At 61.3% G+C, this 18160-nt stretch carries 14 protein-coding genes; 9 read left to right on the top strand and 5 right to left on the bottom strand.

What is annotated here, in order from left to right; genetic code table 11:
* Positions 1 to 5: 5 nt before the first annotated feature.
* Entirely contained in the window at positions 6 to 896 is an 891-nt protein-coding gene (prpB, locus tag L6D82_RS27500; protein WP_007951973.1) for a methylisocitrate lyase, read from the bottom strand.
* Entirely contained in the window at positions 893 to 1615 is a 723-nt protein-coding gene (locus L6D82_RS27495; RefSeq protein WP_173892848.1) for a GntR family transcriptional regulator, read from the bottom strand. The genes prpB and L6D82_RS27495 overlap by 4 nt, the downstream gene beginning before the upstream one ends.
* 300 nt (positions 1616 to 1915) lie before the next feature.
* On the opposite strand from L6D82_RS27495, the gene rloA reads away from it, so the two are divergent.
* The 4 genes from rloA (at position 1916) to pabB (ending at position 6578) form a co-directional block, all read left to right on the top strand.
* Positions 1916 to 2452 (top strand): retropepsin-like aspartic peptidase RloA, encoded by a 537-nt coding sequence (gene rloA, locus L6D82_RS27490; protein WP_011333239.1) that lies wholly within the window; start codon positions 1916 to 1918, stop codon positions 2450 to 2452.
* Positions 2453 to 2457: 5 nt separating this feature from the next.
* Positions 2458 to 3993 carry an osmotic stress tolerance membrane protein RloB gene (gene rloB, locus L6D82_RS27485; RefSeq protein ID WP_007951967.1) on the top strand — a complete coding sequence of 512 codons (1536 nt, stop codon included), beginning with the start codon at positions 2458 to 2460 and terminating at the stop codon, positions 3991 to 3993.
* Positions 3993 to 4979: an alpha-L-glutamate ligase-like protein gene (locus L6D82_RS27480; RefSeq protein WP_085747914.1), complete on the top strand. Its 987-nt coding sequence runs from the start codon at positions 3993 to 3995 to the stop codon at positions 4977 to 4979. The genes rloB and L6D82_RS27480 overlap by 1 nt, the downstream gene beginning before the upstream one ends.
* 255 nt (positions 4980 to 5234) lie before the next feature.
* Positions 5235 to 6578, top strand: a complete 1344-nt coding sequence (pabB, locus tag L6D82_RS27475) for an aminodeoxychorismate synthase component I (RefSeq protein WP_236192048.1) — start codon at positions 5235 to 5237, stop codon at positions 6576 to 6578.
* 148 nt (positions 6579 to 6726) lie between these two features.
* Here the strand turns inward: pabB and thrH are convergent, their stop codons facing one another.
* Entirely contained in the window at positions 6727 to 7344 is a 618-nt protein-coding gene (gene thrH / locus L6D82_RS27470) for a bifunctional phosphoserine phosphatase/homoserine phosphotransferase ThrH (RefSeq protein WP_102688655.1), read from the bottom strand.
* A gap of 162 nt (positions 7345 to 7506) precedes the next feature.
* Here thrH and L6D82_RS27465 point away from each other — a divergent pair, with 162 nt between their 5' ends.
* From L6D82_RS27465 to L6D82_RS27455, 3 genes are all read left to right on the top strand, one after another.
* Positions 7507 to 8241, top strand: coding sequence for a phosphoadenylyl-sulfate reductase (locus tag L6D82_RS27465; RefSeq protein WP_039769972.1), 735 nt, complete (start codon positions 7507 to 7509; stop codon positions 8239 to 8241).
* 504 nt (positions 8242 to 8745) lie between these two features.
* Positions 8746 to 10290: an NCS1 family nucleobase:cation symporter-1 gene (locus tag L6D82_RS27460; protein WP_085747918.1), complete on the top strand. Its 1545-nt coding sequence runs from the start codon at positions 8746 to 8748 to the stop codon at positions 10288 to 10290.
* Between the two features lie 54 nt (positions 10291 to 10344).
* Entirely contained in the window at positions 10345 to 11073 is a 729-nt protein-coding gene (locus tag L6D82_RS27455; RefSeq protein ID WP_085711883.1) for an aspartate/glutamate racemase family protein, read from the top strand.
* Here the strand turns inward: L6D82_RS27455 and L6D82_RS27450 are convergent.
* Positions 11042 to 11983: a LysR family transcriptional regulator gene (locus L6D82_RS27450; RefSeq protein ID WP_236192047.1), complete on the bottom strand. Its 942-nt coding sequence runs from the start codon at positions 11981 to 11983 to the stop codon at positions 11042 to 11044. The genes L6D82_RS27455 and L6D82_RS27450 overlap by 32 nt on opposite strands.
* Before the next feature lie 125 nt (positions 11984 to 12108).
* On the opposite strand from L6D82_RS27450, the gene L6D82_RS27445 reads away from it, so the two are divergent.
* Positions 12109 to 12855, top strand: coding sequence for a 3-oxoacyl-ACP reductase family protein (locus L6D82_RS27445; RefSeq protein ID WP_236192046.1), 747 nt, complete (start codon positions 12109 to 12111; stop codon positions 12853 to 12855).
* 77 nt (positions 12856 to 12932) lie between these two features.
* Here the strand turns inward: L6D82_RS27445 and L6D82_RS27440 are convergent, their stop codons facing one another.
* Entirely contained in the window at positions 12933 to 13628 is a 696-nt protein-coding gene (locus tag L6D82_RS27440) for an HAD-IA family hydrolase (RefSeq protein WP_007960113.1), read from the bottom strand.
* A gap of 249 nt (positions 13629 to 13877) precedes the next feature.
* On the opposite strand from L6D82_RS27440, the gene L6D82_RS28810 reads away from it, so the two are divergent.
* Positions 13878 to 18160: DUF6531 domain-containing protein (locus L6D82_RS28810; protein WP_373870920.1), on the top strand; the 4283-nt coding region annotated here is incomplete at its 3' end.

Below are 18160 nucleotides of genomic sequence, written 5' to 3'. Positions count from 1 at the left end.
GCGGCTTACTTCTTCGCCGCAAACAACGCGTCGAGCTTCTGCTCGAAGGTGTGGTAATCGATGCGATCGTAGAGCTCCATGCGAGTCTGCATGGTGTCGATGACATTCTGCTGAGTGCCGTCGCGGCGGATCGCGGTGTAGACGTTTTCCGCAGCCTTGTTCATCGCGCGGAACGCCGACAGCGGGTACAGCACCAGCGACACATCGGCGCCGGCCAGTTGCTCGGTGGTGTACAGCGGCGTCGAGCCGAATTCGGTGATGTTGGCCAGGATCGGCGCTTTCACACGGCTGGCGAACAACTTGTACATCTCGAGTTCAGTGATGGCTTCCGGAAAGATCATGTCGGCGCCGGCCTCGATGCACGCAGCGGCGCGATCCAGTGCCGATTCCAGACCTTCAACGGCCAGGGCGTCGGTGCGGGCCATGATCACAAAACTGTCGTCGGTGCGGGCATCGACGGCAGCCTTGATGCGATCGACCATTTCCTGCTGGGTCACGATTTCTTTATTAGGGCGGTGACCGCAGCGTTTGGCGCCGACCTGGTCTTCGATGTGAATCGCTGCTGCGCCGAACTTGATCATCGACTTGACGGTGCGGGCCACGTTGAACGCCGAGGCGCCGAAACCGGTGTCGACGTCCACCAGCAGCGGCAGGTCGCAGACGTCGGTGATGCGGCGCACGTCGGTCAGCACGTCATCCAGGCCGGTGATGCCCAGGTCCGGCACGCCGAGGGAGCCGGCAGCCACCCCGCCACCCGACAGGTAGATCGCCTTGAAACCGGCGCGCTTGGCCAGCAGCGCGTGGTTGGCGTTGATCGCCCCGACCACTTGCAGCGGATGTTCGCTGGCGACCGCATCGCGGAAACGCTGGCCTGGAGTGCTCTTGTTGGAACTCATGACTCACCTCGTTCAGTGGCTGTCTTATTGTCGGCGCCGTCCTGGTAGTGACGGGCGATGTTGCGTTTCGAGGCGCCGATGTGACGGCGCATCAACAATTCCGCGAGCTCGCCGTCACGGTCGGCGATGGCATCGAGAATCCGGTGGTGTTCGGCAAAGGCCTGGCGCGGGCGGTTGGGCGTGGTGGAAAACTGGATGCGGTACATGCGCACCAGTTGATAGAGCTCGCCGCAGAGCATTTGCGTGAGGGTGCGGTTGCCGCTGCCCTGGATGATCCGGTAGTGAAAGTCGAAATCGCCTTCCTGCTGGTAGTAGCCGACACCGGCCTGGAAGGCTGCATCGCGTTCATGGGTTTCCAGCACCCGGCGCAGTTCGTCGATTTCTTCGACGCTCATGCGTTCGGCCGCCAGACGGCAGGCCATGCCTTCGAGGGATTCACGGATTTCGTAGAGTTCGAGCAATTCGGCGTGGCTCAGCGACACCACCCGCGCACCGACGTGCGGTACGCGCACCAGCAGGCGCTGGCCTTCCAGCCGGTGGATCGCCTCGCGCAGCGGCCCGCGGCTGATGCCGTAGGTGCGCGCCAGTTCCGGCTCGGAGATCTTGCTGCCCGGGGCGATCTCGCCTTTGACGATGGCCGCCTGGATGCGTCGGAAGACGTTTTCCGAGAGCGTCTCGGAATCGTCGCCGTTGATCACCGGGGGATCGAGTTGATCCAGCATATTGTCGACACCTTCAAATCCAATGCGGCAAAAACTAGCGAACCAGCCCGCATCAGTCAAAGGATAAATACAGATTGTCGACAATCGTCTAATAAGCCTTCATATCAGCCCCAAGGGTTATAGACCGGTCCCGCCGCTGGCGCCATAAAACCACCGTGCTAGAATGCCGCCCGCATTTGCGAGTCATTTGCACGGCTTGTCATAAAAAGCTGATAGGCACACGAAGGCGCATGGGCAGACAGGATTTCCTGATGCCATGGCCCTGAACCGAGAACGGAACGCTGCTCGCCAGGATTTATGAGACTCAAGCCCTTCCCCACATTCTTTGCACTGTTTTGCCTGCCCGGCCTCGCCGCGGCGGGGGAAAAGACCGTGTACGGCCTCAACGAATACGCTGCCCTCGACGGGATCAACCTGGAAGTGGCGGCGAAACTCGACACCGGGGCGAAAACCGCCTCCCTGAGCGCCCGCGACATCAAACGTTTCAAACGCAACGGCGAGTCCTGGGTACGTTTCTACCTGGCCATCGACGCCGCGCATTCGCACCCGATCGAACGGCCGCTGGCCCGGGTCAGCAAGATCAAGCGCCGCGCCGGCGACTACGACCCTGAAGAAGGCAAGAAGTACACCGCGCGCCCGGTGATCGAGCTGGACATCTGCATGGGTTCGGCAATGCGCAGCATCGAAGTGAACCTGACCGACCGTAGTGCGTTCCAATACCCGCTTTTGATCGGCTCCGAGGCGCTGAAACGCTTCGATGCGCTGGTCGATCCCAGTCTTAAATACGCTGCCGGCAAACCCGCCTGCGCCATCGCCGCTCATACCGCCGAGTAATTTCCATGCGTTCTCTAACCTTCCACCTGAAAGTCCTGATCACCATCCTGGTGTTGCTGGGCGTTTCGGTTACGGCCTATCAGATTTTCGTGCTCGGCATTCCAGTGACCGAAGACGCCACCGACGACTTGTGGAACATCGACGCCAAGGTCGAGTTCGTTGCCAGCACCAAGGATCCGGTCAAGATCCAGATGTTCGTGCCGCCCCTGAGCCGCGATTACGTCAGCCTCAATGAAAGCTTCATCTCCAACAATTACGGTGTGGCGGTCAACCGTGTCGACGGCAACCGCAAGGTCACCTGGTCGGCACGCCGGGCCAAGGGCAACCAGACCCTTTATTACCGCCTGGTGCTGACCAAGCGTTACACCGCCGAGAAAACCAAGATCAAAGGCCCGACCTTCCGCGACAGCATGGCCATCGAAGGCCCGGAAAAGATTGCCGCCGAAGCCCTGCTCGCCCCGATCCGCCAGCACTCGGCCGACGTCGAGACCTTCATTGGCGAAGCGATCAAACGCGTCAACAACGTCAACGACGACAACGTGAAACTGCTGCTGGCCGGCGATCCGTCGACGCCGCACAAAGCCAAGATTGTCGAACTGCTGCTGTCCATCGCCCACGTGCCGGTGGAGAAAGTCCACACCATCCGCCTCGTCGCCGATCAGCCGCAAACTCCGGAACTGTGGCTGCGCAGCTTCAACGGCACCGACTGGCTGTACTTCAACCCGGAAACCGGCGAACAAGGCCTGCCGACCGACCGCCTGCTGTGGTGGAGCGGTGATGAAAACCTGATCACTGTCGACGGCGGCAAGAAGGCCAACGTGACCTTCAGCCTGAACAACAGCGAGATGAACGCGATTCGTCTGGCCAAGCTGACCGACGAAAACACCGACGCCAACTTCCTCGAATACTCGCTGTACGGCCTGCCGCTGCAAACCCAGCAGACGTTCATGATCATGGTGATGATCCCGATCGGCGTGCTGGTGATCCTGATCCTGCGCAACCTGATCGGCCTGCAGACCCTCGGCACGTTCACACCGGTGCTGATCGCCTTGGCCTTCCGCGAGACGCAACTGGGCTTCGGCATCCTGCTGTTTACCGTGATCACCGCGCTCGGGTTATCGCTGCGCTCGTATCTGGAACACCTGAAGCTGCAAATGCTGCCGCGCCTGTCGGTGGTGCTGACGTTCGTGGTGGTGCTGATCGCGGCGATCAGCCTGTTCAGTCACAAACTCGGTCTGGAGCGCGGGCTGTCGGTGGCGCTGTTCCCGATGGTGATTCTGACCATGACCATCGAACGTCTGTCGATCACCTGGGAAGAACGCGGCGCCAGCCATGCCATGAAAGTGGCGATCGGCACGCTGTTCGCAGCGTCCCTGGCGCACTTGATCATGACCGTTCCTGAGCTGGTGTACTTCGTGTTCACCTTCCCGGCGATCCTGCTGATCCTGGTGGGCTTCATGCTGGCCATGGGTCGTTATCGCGGTTATCGCCTGACTGAACTCGTACGTTTCAAGGCTTTCCTGAAGAAGGCTGACGCCTGATGTTCGGTTTCTGGAAGACCTGGAAGGCCCTGGAAGCCCGGGGCATCATGGGCATCAATCGGCGTAACGCCGACTACGTGCTCAAGTACAACAAGCGCAGCCTGTACCCGATCGTCGATGACAAGATCATCACCAAGGAACGCGCGATCAAGGCCGGCATTCACGTGCCGGAACTGTATGGCGTGATTTCCACGGAGAAGGAAATCGACAAGCTCGGCGAGATCATCGGCGGGCGCAACGACTTCGTGATCAAGCCGGCCCAGGGCGCCGGCGGTGACGGCATCATCGTCATCGCCGACCGTTTCGAGGGCCGCTATCGCACGGTGTCGGGCAAGATCATTGCCCACGAAGAGCTGGAGCATCACATCTCCAGCATCCTCACCGGTCTGTATTCGCTGGGCGGCCACCGTGATCGGGCGCTGATCGAATACCGGGTGACCCCGGACCAGATCTTCAAGAGCATCAGCTACGAAGGCGTGCCGGACATCCGCATCATCGTGCTGATGGGCTACCCGGTGATGGCGATGTTGCGTCTGCCGACCCGTCAGTCCGGGGGCAAGGCCAACCTGCACCAGGGCGCCATCGGCGTCGGTGTCGACCTGGCCACCGGCCTGACCCTACGCGGCACCTGGCTGAACAACATCATCACCAAACACCCGGACACCACCAACGCGGTGGACGGCGTGCAACTGCCCTACTGGGACGGTTTCATGAAGCTTGCGGCCGGTTGCTATGAGCTGTGTGGCCTGGGGTACATCGGCGTGGACATGGTGCTGGACCAGGAGAAAGGCCCGCTGATTCTGGAGCTGAATGCGCGGCCGGGGCTGAATATCCAGATTGCCAACGATTGCGGACTGACGTTGCGTACCCATGCGGTGGAAGCGCATCTGGAAGAGCTCAAGGCGCGCGGCGTGACGGAGTCGGTTGAAGAGCGGGTGGCGTTTGCTCAGGAGTTGTTTGGGCATATTCCGGCAGTCGAGGGCTGAAGCTCAGAAGCAAAAGCACCCTCACCCCAGCCCTCTCCCGGAGGGAGAGGGAGCCGACGGTGTTGAACATTCGAGTTACATCGACCTGAATGACCGAGTCGAACTCAGGCTTTGAAAAGCATGAAGATCTGCTCCCTTCCCCCTCTCCCCCTTTGGGGGAGAGGGCTGGGGTGAGGGGGTAGGCTTTTGACTTTGATCTGGCATCGGAGAGGACTACAATCCCCACCCCGCCTCGATGGCCGATCTGCCCCGCCCATGTTGACCTGTTCCGTACACCCGCTGCCCTACCGCGCCAACCCTGCCGACTATTTCGCGGCCGTCCGCCATGCGCCCGGCGCCGTGCTGCTCGACAGTGGCCGGCCGAGTGCCGACCGTGGCCGTTATGACCTGCTCAGCGCCTGGCCGCTGGAACAACTGGCGGTGTTGCCGGACGAGCGCGGCGACGATTTCCTGCAACGTCTGCGGGACAATCTGACCCGCTTGGGCGACGCGCAATTGCCCGATGGGTACGAATTGCCCTTCGCCGGCGGCCTGATCGGTTACCTGAGCTACGACTTCGGCCGGCATCTGGAGAACCTGCCGAGCCAGGCCCGGGATGACCTGCAATTGCCCGATGCGCGCTTTGGGCTGTACGACTGGGCCTTGATCAGTGATCACCAATCGGCAACCAGCCAGTTGGTATTTCACCCTTCGGTCAGCGCCAGCGAGAAACAACGGCTGATCGATGTATTCAGCCAACCGGTGGGCGCCGAACTGACTCCGTTCAAGCTGAGCAGCCCGATGGCGGCAGATCTCTCAGCCGACGAGTACCGTCAGGCGTTCGAGCGTATCCAGCATTACATCCAGGCCGGCGACTGCTATCAGGTCAACTTCGCCCAGCGCTTCCGCGCGCCGTGCCAGGGCGATCCATGGCTGGCCTACTGCAAACTGCGTGAGGCCTGCCCGACGCCGTTTTCCGGTTTCCAGAGCCTGCCCGACGGCAACGCGGTACTGAGCCTGTCGCCCGAGCGCTTCGTCAAAGTCAGCCAGCGTCAGGTGGAAACCCGCCCGATCAAGGGCACCCGCCCCCGTGGCGCGAGCCAGGCCGAAGACGCGGCCAACGCCGCCGAACTGCTGGCCAGCCCCAAGGATCGCGCGGAAAACCTGATGATCGTCGACCTGCTGCGCAACGACCTGGGCCGCACCTGCCGCATCGGCTCGGTGCGGGTGCCGGAGTTGTTCAGTCTGGAAAGTTATCCGAACGTGCATCACCTGGTCAGCAGCGTGACCGGTGAGCTGGCGGAAGATCGCGATGCTCTGGACCTGATCGCTGGCAGCTTCCCTGGCGGTTCGATCACCGGCGCGCCGAAGATTCGTGCGATGCAGATCATCGACGAACTGGAACCGACCCGACGTGGGTTGTATTGCGGTTCGTTGCTGTATCTGGACGTGCGTGGCGAGATGGACAGCTCCATCGCCATTCGCAGTCTGCTGGTGAAGGATGGACAGGTGTGCTGCTGGGGCGGTGGCGGGATCGTCGCTGATTCGGACTGGCAGGCGGAGTATCAGGAATCGATTACCAAGGTCAGAGTTTTGCTCGAAACCCTGCAAACCCTTTAACTAGAAGCGCCCCACGTTGATCGTTCCCACGTCGAGGCGTCGAACCGTCCGCGTGGGAATGCATCCCGTGACGCTCCGCGTCCCAGTGGACGCGGAGCGTCCATAGCGGCATTCCCACGCGGAGCATGGGAACGATCAAGGAATGTGATTACAGGGACAGGTCGCGGTTCGAGGCTTTGAGGAACTCCTGCTTCAACTCTTCGAACGTATGCACCGCCGGAAACTGCGGAAACTCGCGAATCACGTTATCCGGCGCATGGAACAGAATCCCCGCATCCGCTTCGCCCAGCATGCTGGTGTCGTTGTAGGAATCCCCCGCCGCAATCACCCGGTAATACAAGCCCTTGAAAGCCAGAACCGACTGACGTTTCGGATCTTTCTGACGCAACTGGTAACTGGTCACCCGCCCGGTGTCATCCGTAATCAGTCGGTGGCAGAGCAAGGTCGGAAAGCCCAACTGACGCATCAGCGGCTGGGAAAACTCGTAGAACGTGTCCGACAGAATCACCACCTGAAACCGCTCGCGCAGCCAGTTGACGAACTCCACCGCGCCGTCCAGCGGCTTGAGGGTGGCGATCACTTCCTGGATGTCCGAAAGCTTCAGGCCATGCTCGTCGAGGATGCGCAGGCGCTGCTTCATCAGCACGTCGTAGTCGGGAATGTCCCGGGTGGTGGCCTTGAGCGATTCGATTCCGGTTTTTTCGGCGAAGGCGATCCAGATTTCCGGCACCAGCACCCCTTCAAGATCAAGACAGGCAATTTCCACAGGACACTCCATTTGTAATGTTTATTGAGCCGAGCGAGCCCGAACTCTAGCGGCTCGACCTGGAGCGCGCAACGCAGAGGCTGCCCCGGCGCGCGTTGCTTTTTGTTACCATCGCCGCCATATAGAGCGCCCAGCGCCACCGACCTGTAGGAAGCCGCCCTGATGAGCCCAACGTTCGACGTCGTGGAACTCGCCACGACCTATGCCAACAAATCCGCGCAGGACATCCTCAAACTCGCGTTCGCCGAGTTCGGCGATGACCTGTGGATATCTTTCAGCGGCGCCGAAGATGTGGTGCTGGTGGACATGGCCTGGAAGCTGAACAAGAACGTCAAGGTGTTCAGTCTCGACACCGGCCGCCTGCATCCGGAAACCTACCGCTTCATCGATCAGGTGCGCGAGCACTACAAGATCGACATCGAACTGGTCTCGCCGGACTACACGAAACTTGAACCGTTCGTGAAGGAAAAAGGCCTGTTCAGTTTCTACAAGGACGGCCATGGCGAATGCTGCGGGATCCGCAAGATCGAGCCGCTGCGCCGCAAACTGTCCGACGTGAAGGCCTGGGCCACCGGCCAGCGTCGTGACCAGAGCCCTGGTACTCGCAGTGCCGTGGCGGTGATGGAAATCGATACAGCGTTCTCCACCCCGGAGCGCACCCTGTACAAGTTCAACCCGCTGGCGCAGATGACCAGCGAGGAAATCTGGGGCTACATCCGCATGCTGGAGCTGCCGTACAACAGCCTGCATGAGCGCGGTTTCATCAGCATCGGCTGCGAACCGTGCACTCGTCCTGTCCTGCCGAACCAGCACGAACGTGAAGGTCGCTGGTGGTGGGAAGAAGCGACCCAGAAAGAATGCGGGTTGCATGCCGGGAACATCATCAGTAAGGCATAAGCATCGCTGTTGCCCCGTGGGAGCAAGTCAGCTCCCACAGTGTTCACCGCCCGTCTTGAAAAATGTGTACACACGAATGTCACCATCGGTGCCATTTATGTGTGCACTTTTCGTTTCTGCGCCCTGAAAAGTTACATCAGGCTCCAAAAACACTCCCTCCCGGCGCCCGCCAAAATCCCTCCCGAAAAATAAATACCTGTTCGAACGGTCAATTTATATCGCCGGTATTTCAACGACTTGGCGCTCCTCAATAACTTTTCGAAATCAGCGATGATTTTCATAGATCGCCGGCTGGCACAGATCTGGCTTTAGTGCATGCATGTTTTGTATACAAAACCGCAAAACATGAACCCACACTTTCGATCCGCAAGCCTGAAGCGCCCTATCCCGTACAGGCTGCAGATGCCCCGTAACCAGTGATGTTTTCACCGCCGCGACGAAGATCTGCCGAGCCCGAACGCTCATGCACAGTCATCGCGGCCCGAACATCAGGAGCCTGCCGGAATGCGTACGAGTCTCTCCAATAACAACATCGCGCTGAATCTGCCCGCCTCTTCACCCCTCGACCACAGCGTGGCCGGTGATGGCATCGCCGAACCGCTGCAACTGAGCCCGCGTCTGCACAACAGCGACCTCGCGCCGACCAAGGTCGAAGGAAGGCGCTGGGGCAAATACAGCATCTTTGCCCTGTGGACCAACGATGTGCACAACATCGCCAACTACTCGTTTGCCATCGGCCTGTACGCCCTGGGCCTGGGCGGCTGGCAGATTCTGCTGTCGCTGGGGATCGGCGCGGCGCTGGTGTACTTCTTCATGAACCTGTCCGGCTACATGGGGCAGAAAACCGGCGTGCCGTTTCCGGTGATCAGCCGGATCAGTTTCGGCATTCACGGGGCACAGATTCCTGCATTGATCCGGGCGGTGATCGCCATCGCCTGGTTCGGGATTCAGACGTACCTGGCGTCGGTGGTGTTTCGCGTGCTGCTCACGGCGATCCATCCCGGTTTCGCCGACTACGACCACAACTCGATCCTCGGCCTGTCGAGCCTGGGCTGGGTGTGTTTCGTGGCGATCTGGTTTGTGCAGTTGGGGATTCTGGCGTATGGCATGGAAATGGTCCGCCGCTACGAAGCCTTTGCCGGGCCGGTGATTCTGCTGACCGTCGCCTGCCTCGCCGCGTGGATGTACACCCAGGCCAACGCGACCATCGCCTGGTCGATCCGCGAACCACTGACCGGCGGCGAGATGTGGCGCAACATCTTTGCCGGCGGCGCTTTGTGGCTGGCGATCTACGGGACGCTGATCCTCAACTTCTGCGACTTCGCCCGCTCTTCGCCGTGCCGCAAGACGATCAAGATCGGAAATTTCTGGGGCCTGCCGGTCAATATTCTGGTGTTCGCCGGGATCACCGTCCTGCTGTGCGGCGCGCAATTTCAGATCAACGGCCGGATCATCGAAAGCCCGACCGAGATCATTGCGTCGATTCCCAACACGTTCTTTCTGGTACTCGGATGCCTGGCGTTCCTGATCGTCACCGTGGCGGTGAACATCATGGCCAACTTCGTCGCCCCGGCCTTCGTGCTCAGCAATCTGGCGCCGAAATACCTGACCTTCCGCCGCGCCGGGCTGATCAGCGCGACGATTGCGGTGCTGATCCTGCCGTGGAATCTCTACAACAGCCCGCTGGTGATCGTGTATTTCCTGTCCGGCCTCGGCGCCCTGCTCGGACCGTTGTACGGCGTGATCATGGTCGACTACTGGCTGATCCGCAAAGGCCGGATCCACGTACCGCAGCTGTACAGCGAAAACCCGAACGGCGCGTATTACTACAGCCGCGGGATCAACCTGCGGGCTGTGGCGGCGTTCATTCCAGCCGCGCTGATCGCCATCGTCCTGGCTCTGGTGCCGGGCTTCCACCTCGTTTCGCCCTTCTCCTGGCTAATCGGCGCCGGCATTGCCGGGATGCTTTACCTGATCATCGCCAAACGCCAGCCGCACTACGCCGACGTCGACGGTGAAGCCATCGCCGTCGACAACGTCAGCCACTGAATCTTTTGGCGGCCCTTCGCGGGGCCGCAGAACCAACCGTAATAAGGACTTCCCATGCGAATTCTCGTGGTCAACGTCAACACCACCGAATCCATCACCCAGGCCATCGCCCGTTCGGCGCAGGCTGTCGCTTCCCCCGGCACCGAGATTGTCGGCCTGACGCCGTACTTCGGCGCCGATTCAGTCGAAGGCAATTTCGAAAGTTACCTGGCCGCCATCGCTGTGATGGACCGGGTGATGTCCTACGACCAGCCGTTCGATGCGGTGATCCAGGCCGGCTACGGCGAACACGGTCGCGAAGGCTTGCAGGAATTACTCAACGTGCCGGTGGTGGACATCACCGATGCGGCGGCCAGCACCGCGATGTTTCTCGGCCACGCCTATTCGGTGGTCACCACGCTGGATCGCACCGTGCCGTTGATCGAGGATCGGCTGAAACTGTCCGGTTTGTGGGATCGCTGCGCCTCGGTGCGCGCCAGTGGTCTGGCGGTTCTGGAGCTGGAGCACGAACCGCAGCGGGCGCTGGAAGCCATCGTGCATCAGGCGGAACTGGCGGTGACTCAGGATAAAGCCGAAGTGATCTGCCTCGGTTGCGGCGGCATGGCCGGGCTCGACGAGAAGATCCGTCAGCGCACCGGGGTGCCGGTGATCGATGGCGTCACAGCGGCCGTGACCATCGCCGAATCGCTGGTGCGACTGGGCCTGTCGACCTCCAAGGTGCGGACTTACGCAACGCCACGGCCGAAAACCATCATCGGCTGGCCAGCACGTTTTGCGCGTTGAAACGTTCGGCGAGGCCCAAGGTAGAAAACTGCTCGATGACAAAATCGACGAACGCCCGGGTCTTGCCCGGCAGCAATTTGTGTTCGGCGTAATAGATGGAGATGTTGCCGTCGTCGACGTACCAGTCGGGTAAGACTCGCTGCAAAGTCCTTGCCTCTAGGTAGCCGACCGCAAACGGCATGCTCACCAACGCAATCCCCAACCCCTGCGCCGCCGTGGCGCAGGCGGCTTCTGAATCGCTCATGGTCATTCGTGCCTTGAGGGTTAGCGGGCTGTGTTGCCGGGTGCGATGCGTCAACTGCCACGAGCGCACGCGACCGGTCTGCGGTGAGCGGATCAGGATGCCGTCGTGCAGCTTGAGGTCGTCCGGCTCGCTGATCGGCGCGTATCGATCCAGATAATCCGCAGAAGCCACCAACACCCGATGCGCCGGCGTCAACCTGCGCGCTACTACGCCTTGGGGCAGTTCGAAGCCTCCACCAATTGCTGCATCGAAACCCTGGCCGATCAGATCGACCTGGCGGTTATCGAAATGCCAGTCCGGATTGATTGCCGGAAACCTTTTCAGGAACTCCCCCAGCAACGGCACGATGTACAAACGGCCGAACACCGTGCCCATACTGACTTTCAGCGTACCGGCCGGTTGACCACCAGCGCTGGCCAGATTGTTCACTGCATTCTGGATGGTGGTGAGACTGCCGCTGACCTCACTCAGAAACAGTTGCCCCGCTTCCGTCAGGGTCAATCTTCGGGTGCTACGCTGGAACAGCCTCACGCCGAGGCGCGCTTCCAGTTTCGCCACACTCTTACCCACGGCGGCCGGTGTCAGGCTAAGGCGTCGCGCGGCCTCGGCAAAGCTGCCGACTTCGGCGCTGCGCACGAAGCATTCGATACTGCTGAAGGTTTCCATGGCCGCCACTATAAACTTTTGGTTTACACAGACTATAGCAACCACGGTCTACCCGCCTATTGGCGAGGGGCAGATACTCGACACCACACCAAGGCAGCCTGCCTTGAAACTTCTGGAGATCGAACATGACCACTCAAAACCTCAGCGGTAAAGTCGCTCTGATTCAAGGCGGCTCTCGCGGCATCGGTGCCGCCATCGTCAAACGCCTGGCCGCTGAAGGCGCCGCGGTTGCCTTTACCTACGTCAGCTCCGCCGCCAAGGCTGAAGAACTGCAAAACAGCATCACCGCCACCGGCGGCAAAGTCCTGGCGATCAAGGCCGACAGCGCCGACGCCGGTGCCATTCGCCACGCGGTAAGCGCCACTGTCGAAACCTTTGGCCGCCTCGACATCCTGGTCAACAACGCCGGTGTACTGGCCGTCGCCCCGCTGGAAGACTTCAAACTGGAAGACTTCGACCAGACCCTGGCAATCAACGTGCGCAGCGTGTTCATCGCCAGCCAGGAAGCCGCCAAACACATGGGCGAAGGCTCACGCATCATCAACATCGGCAGCACCAACGCCGACCGCATGCCCTTCGCCGGTGGTGGCGTGTATGCGATGAGCAAGTCCGCACTGGTCGGCCTGACCAAAGGCCTGGCCCGCGACCTCGGCCCACGCGGCATCACCATCAACAACGTGCAGCCCGGCCCGGTCGACACCGACATGAACCCGGCTCACGGCGAGTTTGCCGACAGTCTGATCCCGCTGATGGCGGTGGGTCGCTACGGCAAGGCAGAGGAAATCGCCAGCTTCGTGGCCTACCTCGCCAGCCCGGAGGCCGGTTACATCACCGGTGCCAGCCTGACCATCGACGGTGGTTTCGGCGCCTGATTGATCAGATAGTCGATAACGAAAAACGCCGCCCCTCCTTTGACAGAGGGGCGGCGTTTCTTTTGTTCGCGATTTGATCAGGCCCAGTCGAGCGCCGGCAATCCGCATGCACTCGGCGTAAACGCCTTCAACGTACGAAGAATCCCGTCGGCGTGTGCGTATTTTTCATCGGCCATGGCGGCATCGGGAATGGCGATGGCAGTCATACCGGCCGCTTTCGCCGCCGTCACACCGAATGGCGAGTCTTCGAACACCAGGCAATCTTCCGGCGCTACACCCAGGCGGCGCGCGGCGGTGAGGAAGATGTCCGGCGCCGGTTTGGCCGCGCCGACTTCCGGGTCGTCAGCGGTGACGATGAAGTCGAACAACGCGAACCAGTCGCGGTGCAAGGTGGTTTTCTGACCGAACGACTGACGCGACGAACTGGTGCCGACGGCAATCGGAATGTTGTGCGCCTTGAGGTGGCGGATCAGCTCCTCGGCGCCCGGCATCGCTTGCGCGGTGGGAAAACGCTCGCGCATCAGCGGCTCGCGGATCACCAGAAACTCTTCGGCGGTGATCGGCAGGTCCAGCGCTTCAACCACATAACGGGCCAGATCGCCGGCGCCACGCCCGATGATGTTCTGCTTGATGCTCCAGTCGAAGGTGCGCCCGTACCGCTCGGCAATCAGCGAGGTAACCTCGGTGTAGATGCCCTCGGTGTCCAGCAGCAAACCGTCCATATCGAAAATCACGGCCTTGATCGGGCCGAACGCCTTCAGCGGTGCATTCATCATCGGATCCGTTATCAAAGACATCCCGGGCGGCGTGGATAGCGCCGCTGCTCGGATCTGATTAAAGGGTTCAGCAGCATAACGAGCCCGGCCAAGGTTGAGCAACGGGCAATGTCGGTTGTCCGCCGAACGCCCTCTCGCACATTTAGAGAATCGCCCTACAGACATCGCCTACTCGGCTGACTTCTTTCCTGTTTGATCCCCCGCAAAGTTTCGCGCCATTCCCCTGATGCGCGCGAGTGACTGCGAATGCTTCCATCTGACCAACTCCTGAAACTGAACAACAGCATTGGTTTGCTGGTGGTCGCTGCGCTGAACCCTGATCAGCCCGACGTCGAAAAGCTGTTTAAGGAGTTTCGCCTTTGCCTCAACAACTATGACGCCTGGGCCGAGCAGTTCTGGACGGGCACCGCGCTGGGTGTCGAGCAAGTGTTCCAGGTCGGCAACGATGTCCGGCTCAGTGCACCGGTTGCCAGCCGCAAACCCATCAGTTCCTCCGTGGCCATGTGTTCCGCCAGCGGCTCCCTGACGCTGGTGCACATGTTCGAAGCCGCGCGGTTTGTGCCGATCGGCGATACGCCGGTGACCCTTGAACCGGTCATTTCCGATGTCGACGGTGTTCTGGGTTTCGGCGATCCACTGCATTACACCATCGGCCCCAGCGGCATTCTCAAGGTCGACGACTGCGACCGGGGCCAGCGTTATCGCATCACCTTCTTTCCCGATGTTTCCACTGCGCATATCCGGACGTTATACGCCTCGTATCAAGGCCTCATCGATGGTCTGGAAGGCTGGTTACGTGAGGAATGGAAAGGGTTTCAACCGCAGTGGACGGCGTTTTCCAGCGCCGGTTTCACCGAGCGTTACGGGCAGTTGCAACAGGCTGACTGGCACGGTTTTGAAACTGCCCTGAATGGTGTCTGGGATGACGTGAAGCAACTGTTCGCGTTGCTCGCCGATTTGCAGGCCAACAGCGAAAAGCTTCTGCAGTACCTGTCCGCCGCCGAGCTGGAGGCCCTGCTTGAGGCGTCCACCGAGGCCATCGCCAATGGCCTGCTGATGCTCGGCGATGAGCCGTTGCTGTTCATTCATCTGGCGGCCTTTACCAGTTGGCTAAAGATGCTGCCGCCACAGTATCTGGCCGAGGTGGTGGCTGAGGTTCGGGCCGAATTGCTGGTCAGTTTTCTGCTGATGTGTGTGTCGGGTGGCATGGGTGTGCCGCTGCGGTTGAGCACCAAAGTACTGGGCAAGATCAAGTCACCGCGTGCGCGGGAATGGCTGGCGGCTTCGGCGTTGCGGCTGGCGGAGCTGACCTCCGCGCCTGATCTGACCCGGCATGCGAGCGCGTTGAAACCGCTGATGGTCAATGCGGGTCCGGCACCGTTGCGGCCGACACCGGCTATTCCGCTGGAGGTTCGCACGGGGGATGCGCTGGTGCTGACAGTGCCCAATCCGGCGGCCGTTGCGCGTGAAAAGTCCCACGGCATGACGCGAATGGAACGGCATGAGCCTCGGGATGAGGCTTCGGATCAGGCGAAAAATCCCAACGGTGACAGTGCCGATTGTGCGCCGCTGACCTGCACCAACGGCTGTCCGGTGTCGATGGTCACCGGTGAGGAATTGCTGACGCTGACTGATGGAGTGCTCGATGGGCTGCTGCCGTTCGAGTTCAGCCGGTTGTACCGCACCAGCGCGGCCGAGATCGATGTTGGGTTGGGGTTTGGCTGGGGTCATTCGCTGGCGCATCGGCTGGAGGTTGATGGCGCTTCGGTGGTCTGGGTGGATCACGAGAACCGGCGCACGCGGTTTCCGTTGCCGAGCGTCGAGCGGCCGGCGATTCACAACAGCTTGTCGCGAGCGGCGATCTTTCTCGGGGATGAGCCTGAGGAGCTGATTGTTGCGCTGGCGGGGGACTCGGCGCGGTTTTATCACTTTCGGGCTGGGCGTCTGACTGCTGTCAGCGATGCCTACGGTAACCGGTTGCGTATTACGCGGGACCGCTTGGATCGCGTTGAGCGCCTCGATAACGGGGCCGGTCGTTCCCTGTTGCTGCGCTATGAGCGGGCGCATCTGATCGCGGTCGATTATCAGGTTTTTCGGGAGTCTGCCTGGCGTACCGAGCAGACGCTGGTCAGTTACCGCTTTGATGCTCGCCATCGACTGATCGAGGCGTCGAACGCCGTCGGCGAGACCGAGCGTTACGATTACGACGACCGGCACGTCATCCTGCAACGGCAACTGAGCGGCGGCGCGAGCTTTTTCTGGGCGTGGGAGCGCGCTGGCAAAGCGGCGCGTTGCGTGCGGCACTGGGCGTCGTTTTCGCAGATGGACACGCGTTACGTCTGGGATGACACTGGCCGGGTCACCGTGCAGTACGTCGATGGGACTGAGGAAACTTACGTCCACGACGACACCGCGCGGTTGGTGCGTCAGGTCGCCGCCGATGGTGGCGAACAGCTCAAGGCCTATGATTCGGCGGGCCGGATGGTTGCCGAGCAGGATGCGCTGGGGGCGGTCACCGAGTACCGCTATGACGACGCCGGGCGGTTGATCGCGCTGATTCCGCCGGACGATGCGCCGACATCCTACGAGTACCGCAACGGTTTTCTGCACAGCCGCTCACGTGGCGATGCGGTGTGGACGTACCGGCGCAATGCCCAGGGTGACATCACCGAAGCGGTCGATCCCGATGGCCATGTCACCCATTACCACTACGACGCGCAGGGGCGGTTGCTGTCGGTCCGTTATCCGGATTCTGGCCGGCACGTGTTCGTGTGGAACGACCTGGGTCAGTTGGTCGAGGAAAGTCTGCCGGACGGTGGGGTTCGGAAGTTTTCCTACGACCTTCAGGGGCGGCGGATTACTGCGCAGGACGAAAACGGCGCGATCACTCGCCACGCGTGGGACGCCGTTGGCCGGCTGATCCAAACAACGCTGCCTACCGGGGCGACACGGGCTTTCAGTTACAGCGCCTACGGCCAGATCACCGCCGAGCGCGATGAACTGGGGCGTATCACCCGCTACGAATATGACGACGACCTGCACCTGGTCAGCCGGCGGATCAACCCCGACGGCACGCGGCTGCAGTACCGCTACGACCATGCGCAGCTGCTGCTCACGGAAATCGAGAACGAATCCGGCGAAAAATACCGGCTGGACTACACGCCGACCGGACTGATCCGACAGGAAACCGGCTTCGATGGTCGGCGCACGGCGTATGCCTACGACCGCAATGGCCACCTGCTGGAAAAGACCGAGTTCGGCGACGACGGCTCGACGCTGGTCACCGCTTACCAACGTGATGCTGCTGGGCGTCTGCTGCTCAAGACCCTGCCGGACGGGGTCGAGGTCAGCTACCGCTATGACCGCCTCGGTCGGCTGGTCGGCGTGGATGACGGCCAGGATCACCCGCTGGCCTTCGAATACGACCTGCAGGACCGGCTGGTGCGCGAGCATCAGGGCTGGGGCACCCTGCGCTACACCTACGACGCCTGCGGCCAGCTCACCCGCCTGCGCCTGCCGGACAACAGCAAGCTCGACTACCACTACGCCAAGGGCGGCGCGCTGACCGCGATCGACCTCAACGGCGCCTTGCTGACCCGCCACGTCTACCAGAACGGCCGCGAACAGCAGCGCCAGCAAGGCCTGCTGCTCAGCGAATACACCTACGACGAACAGGGCCGCTTGAAGTCCCACGCCGTAGGCCATCAACGCAGCGCGCTGTACCGCCGCGACTTTGCCTACAGCGCCAACGGCAACCTCGAACACATCGCCGACACCCGCCACGGCCAGCGCAGCTACACGTACGACGCCCTCGACCGGCTGATCCGCGTGCGCCACACCCGCGACGATGTGCCGGAAAACCTCGCCCACGACCCGGCCGGCAACCTGCTGATGCAGGATCGCCCCGGTCCGACACAGATCAACGGCAATCGCCTGCGGATGCAGGGCGATCGTCATTACGACTACGACGCCTTCGGCAACCTGATCCGCGAACGCCGCGGCCGCGCGCAAACCCTTGTCACCGAATACCGCTACGACAGCCAGCACCGCCTGATCGGCCTGACCCGCCCCGACGGCAAAACCGCGACCTACCAATACGACGCCTTCGGCCGGCGCATCCGCAAAACCGTCGACGGCCAGACCACCGAGTTCTTCTGGCAAGGCGACCACCTGATCGCCGAAAGCAGCCCGACCCAACACCGCAGCTTCATCTACGAACCCGGCACCTTCCGCCCGTTGGCCATGCTCGACGGCAAAGGCCCGAAACGCGCCTGCCCGTTCTACTACCAGCTCGACCACCTCGGCACCCCGCAGGAACTGACCGACTACAGCGGCGACATCGTCTGGTCCGCCAAATACAGCGCCTACGGCAAGGTCACCTCACTGGAACTGGCGACCGAGGACTACCTGAACCAGCCACTGCGCTTTCAGGGGCAGTACTTCGATGACGAAAGCGGGCTGCATTACAACCGGCACCGGTATTACGACCCGGACGTGGGACGGTATCTGACGCCGGATCCGGTGAAGCT

Origin of the sequence: Pseudomonas paraglycinae, assembly GCF_021601625.1 — a bacterium.
In the GTDB taxonomy this organism is placed as follows: Bacteria; Pseudomonadota; Gammaproteobacteria; order Pseudomonadales; family Pseudomonadaceae; genus Aquipseudomonas; species Aquipseudomonas paraglycinae.
Note: the sequence above shows the minus strand (reverse complement) of the source record. Positions and strands in the feature narration are given on the sequence as shown.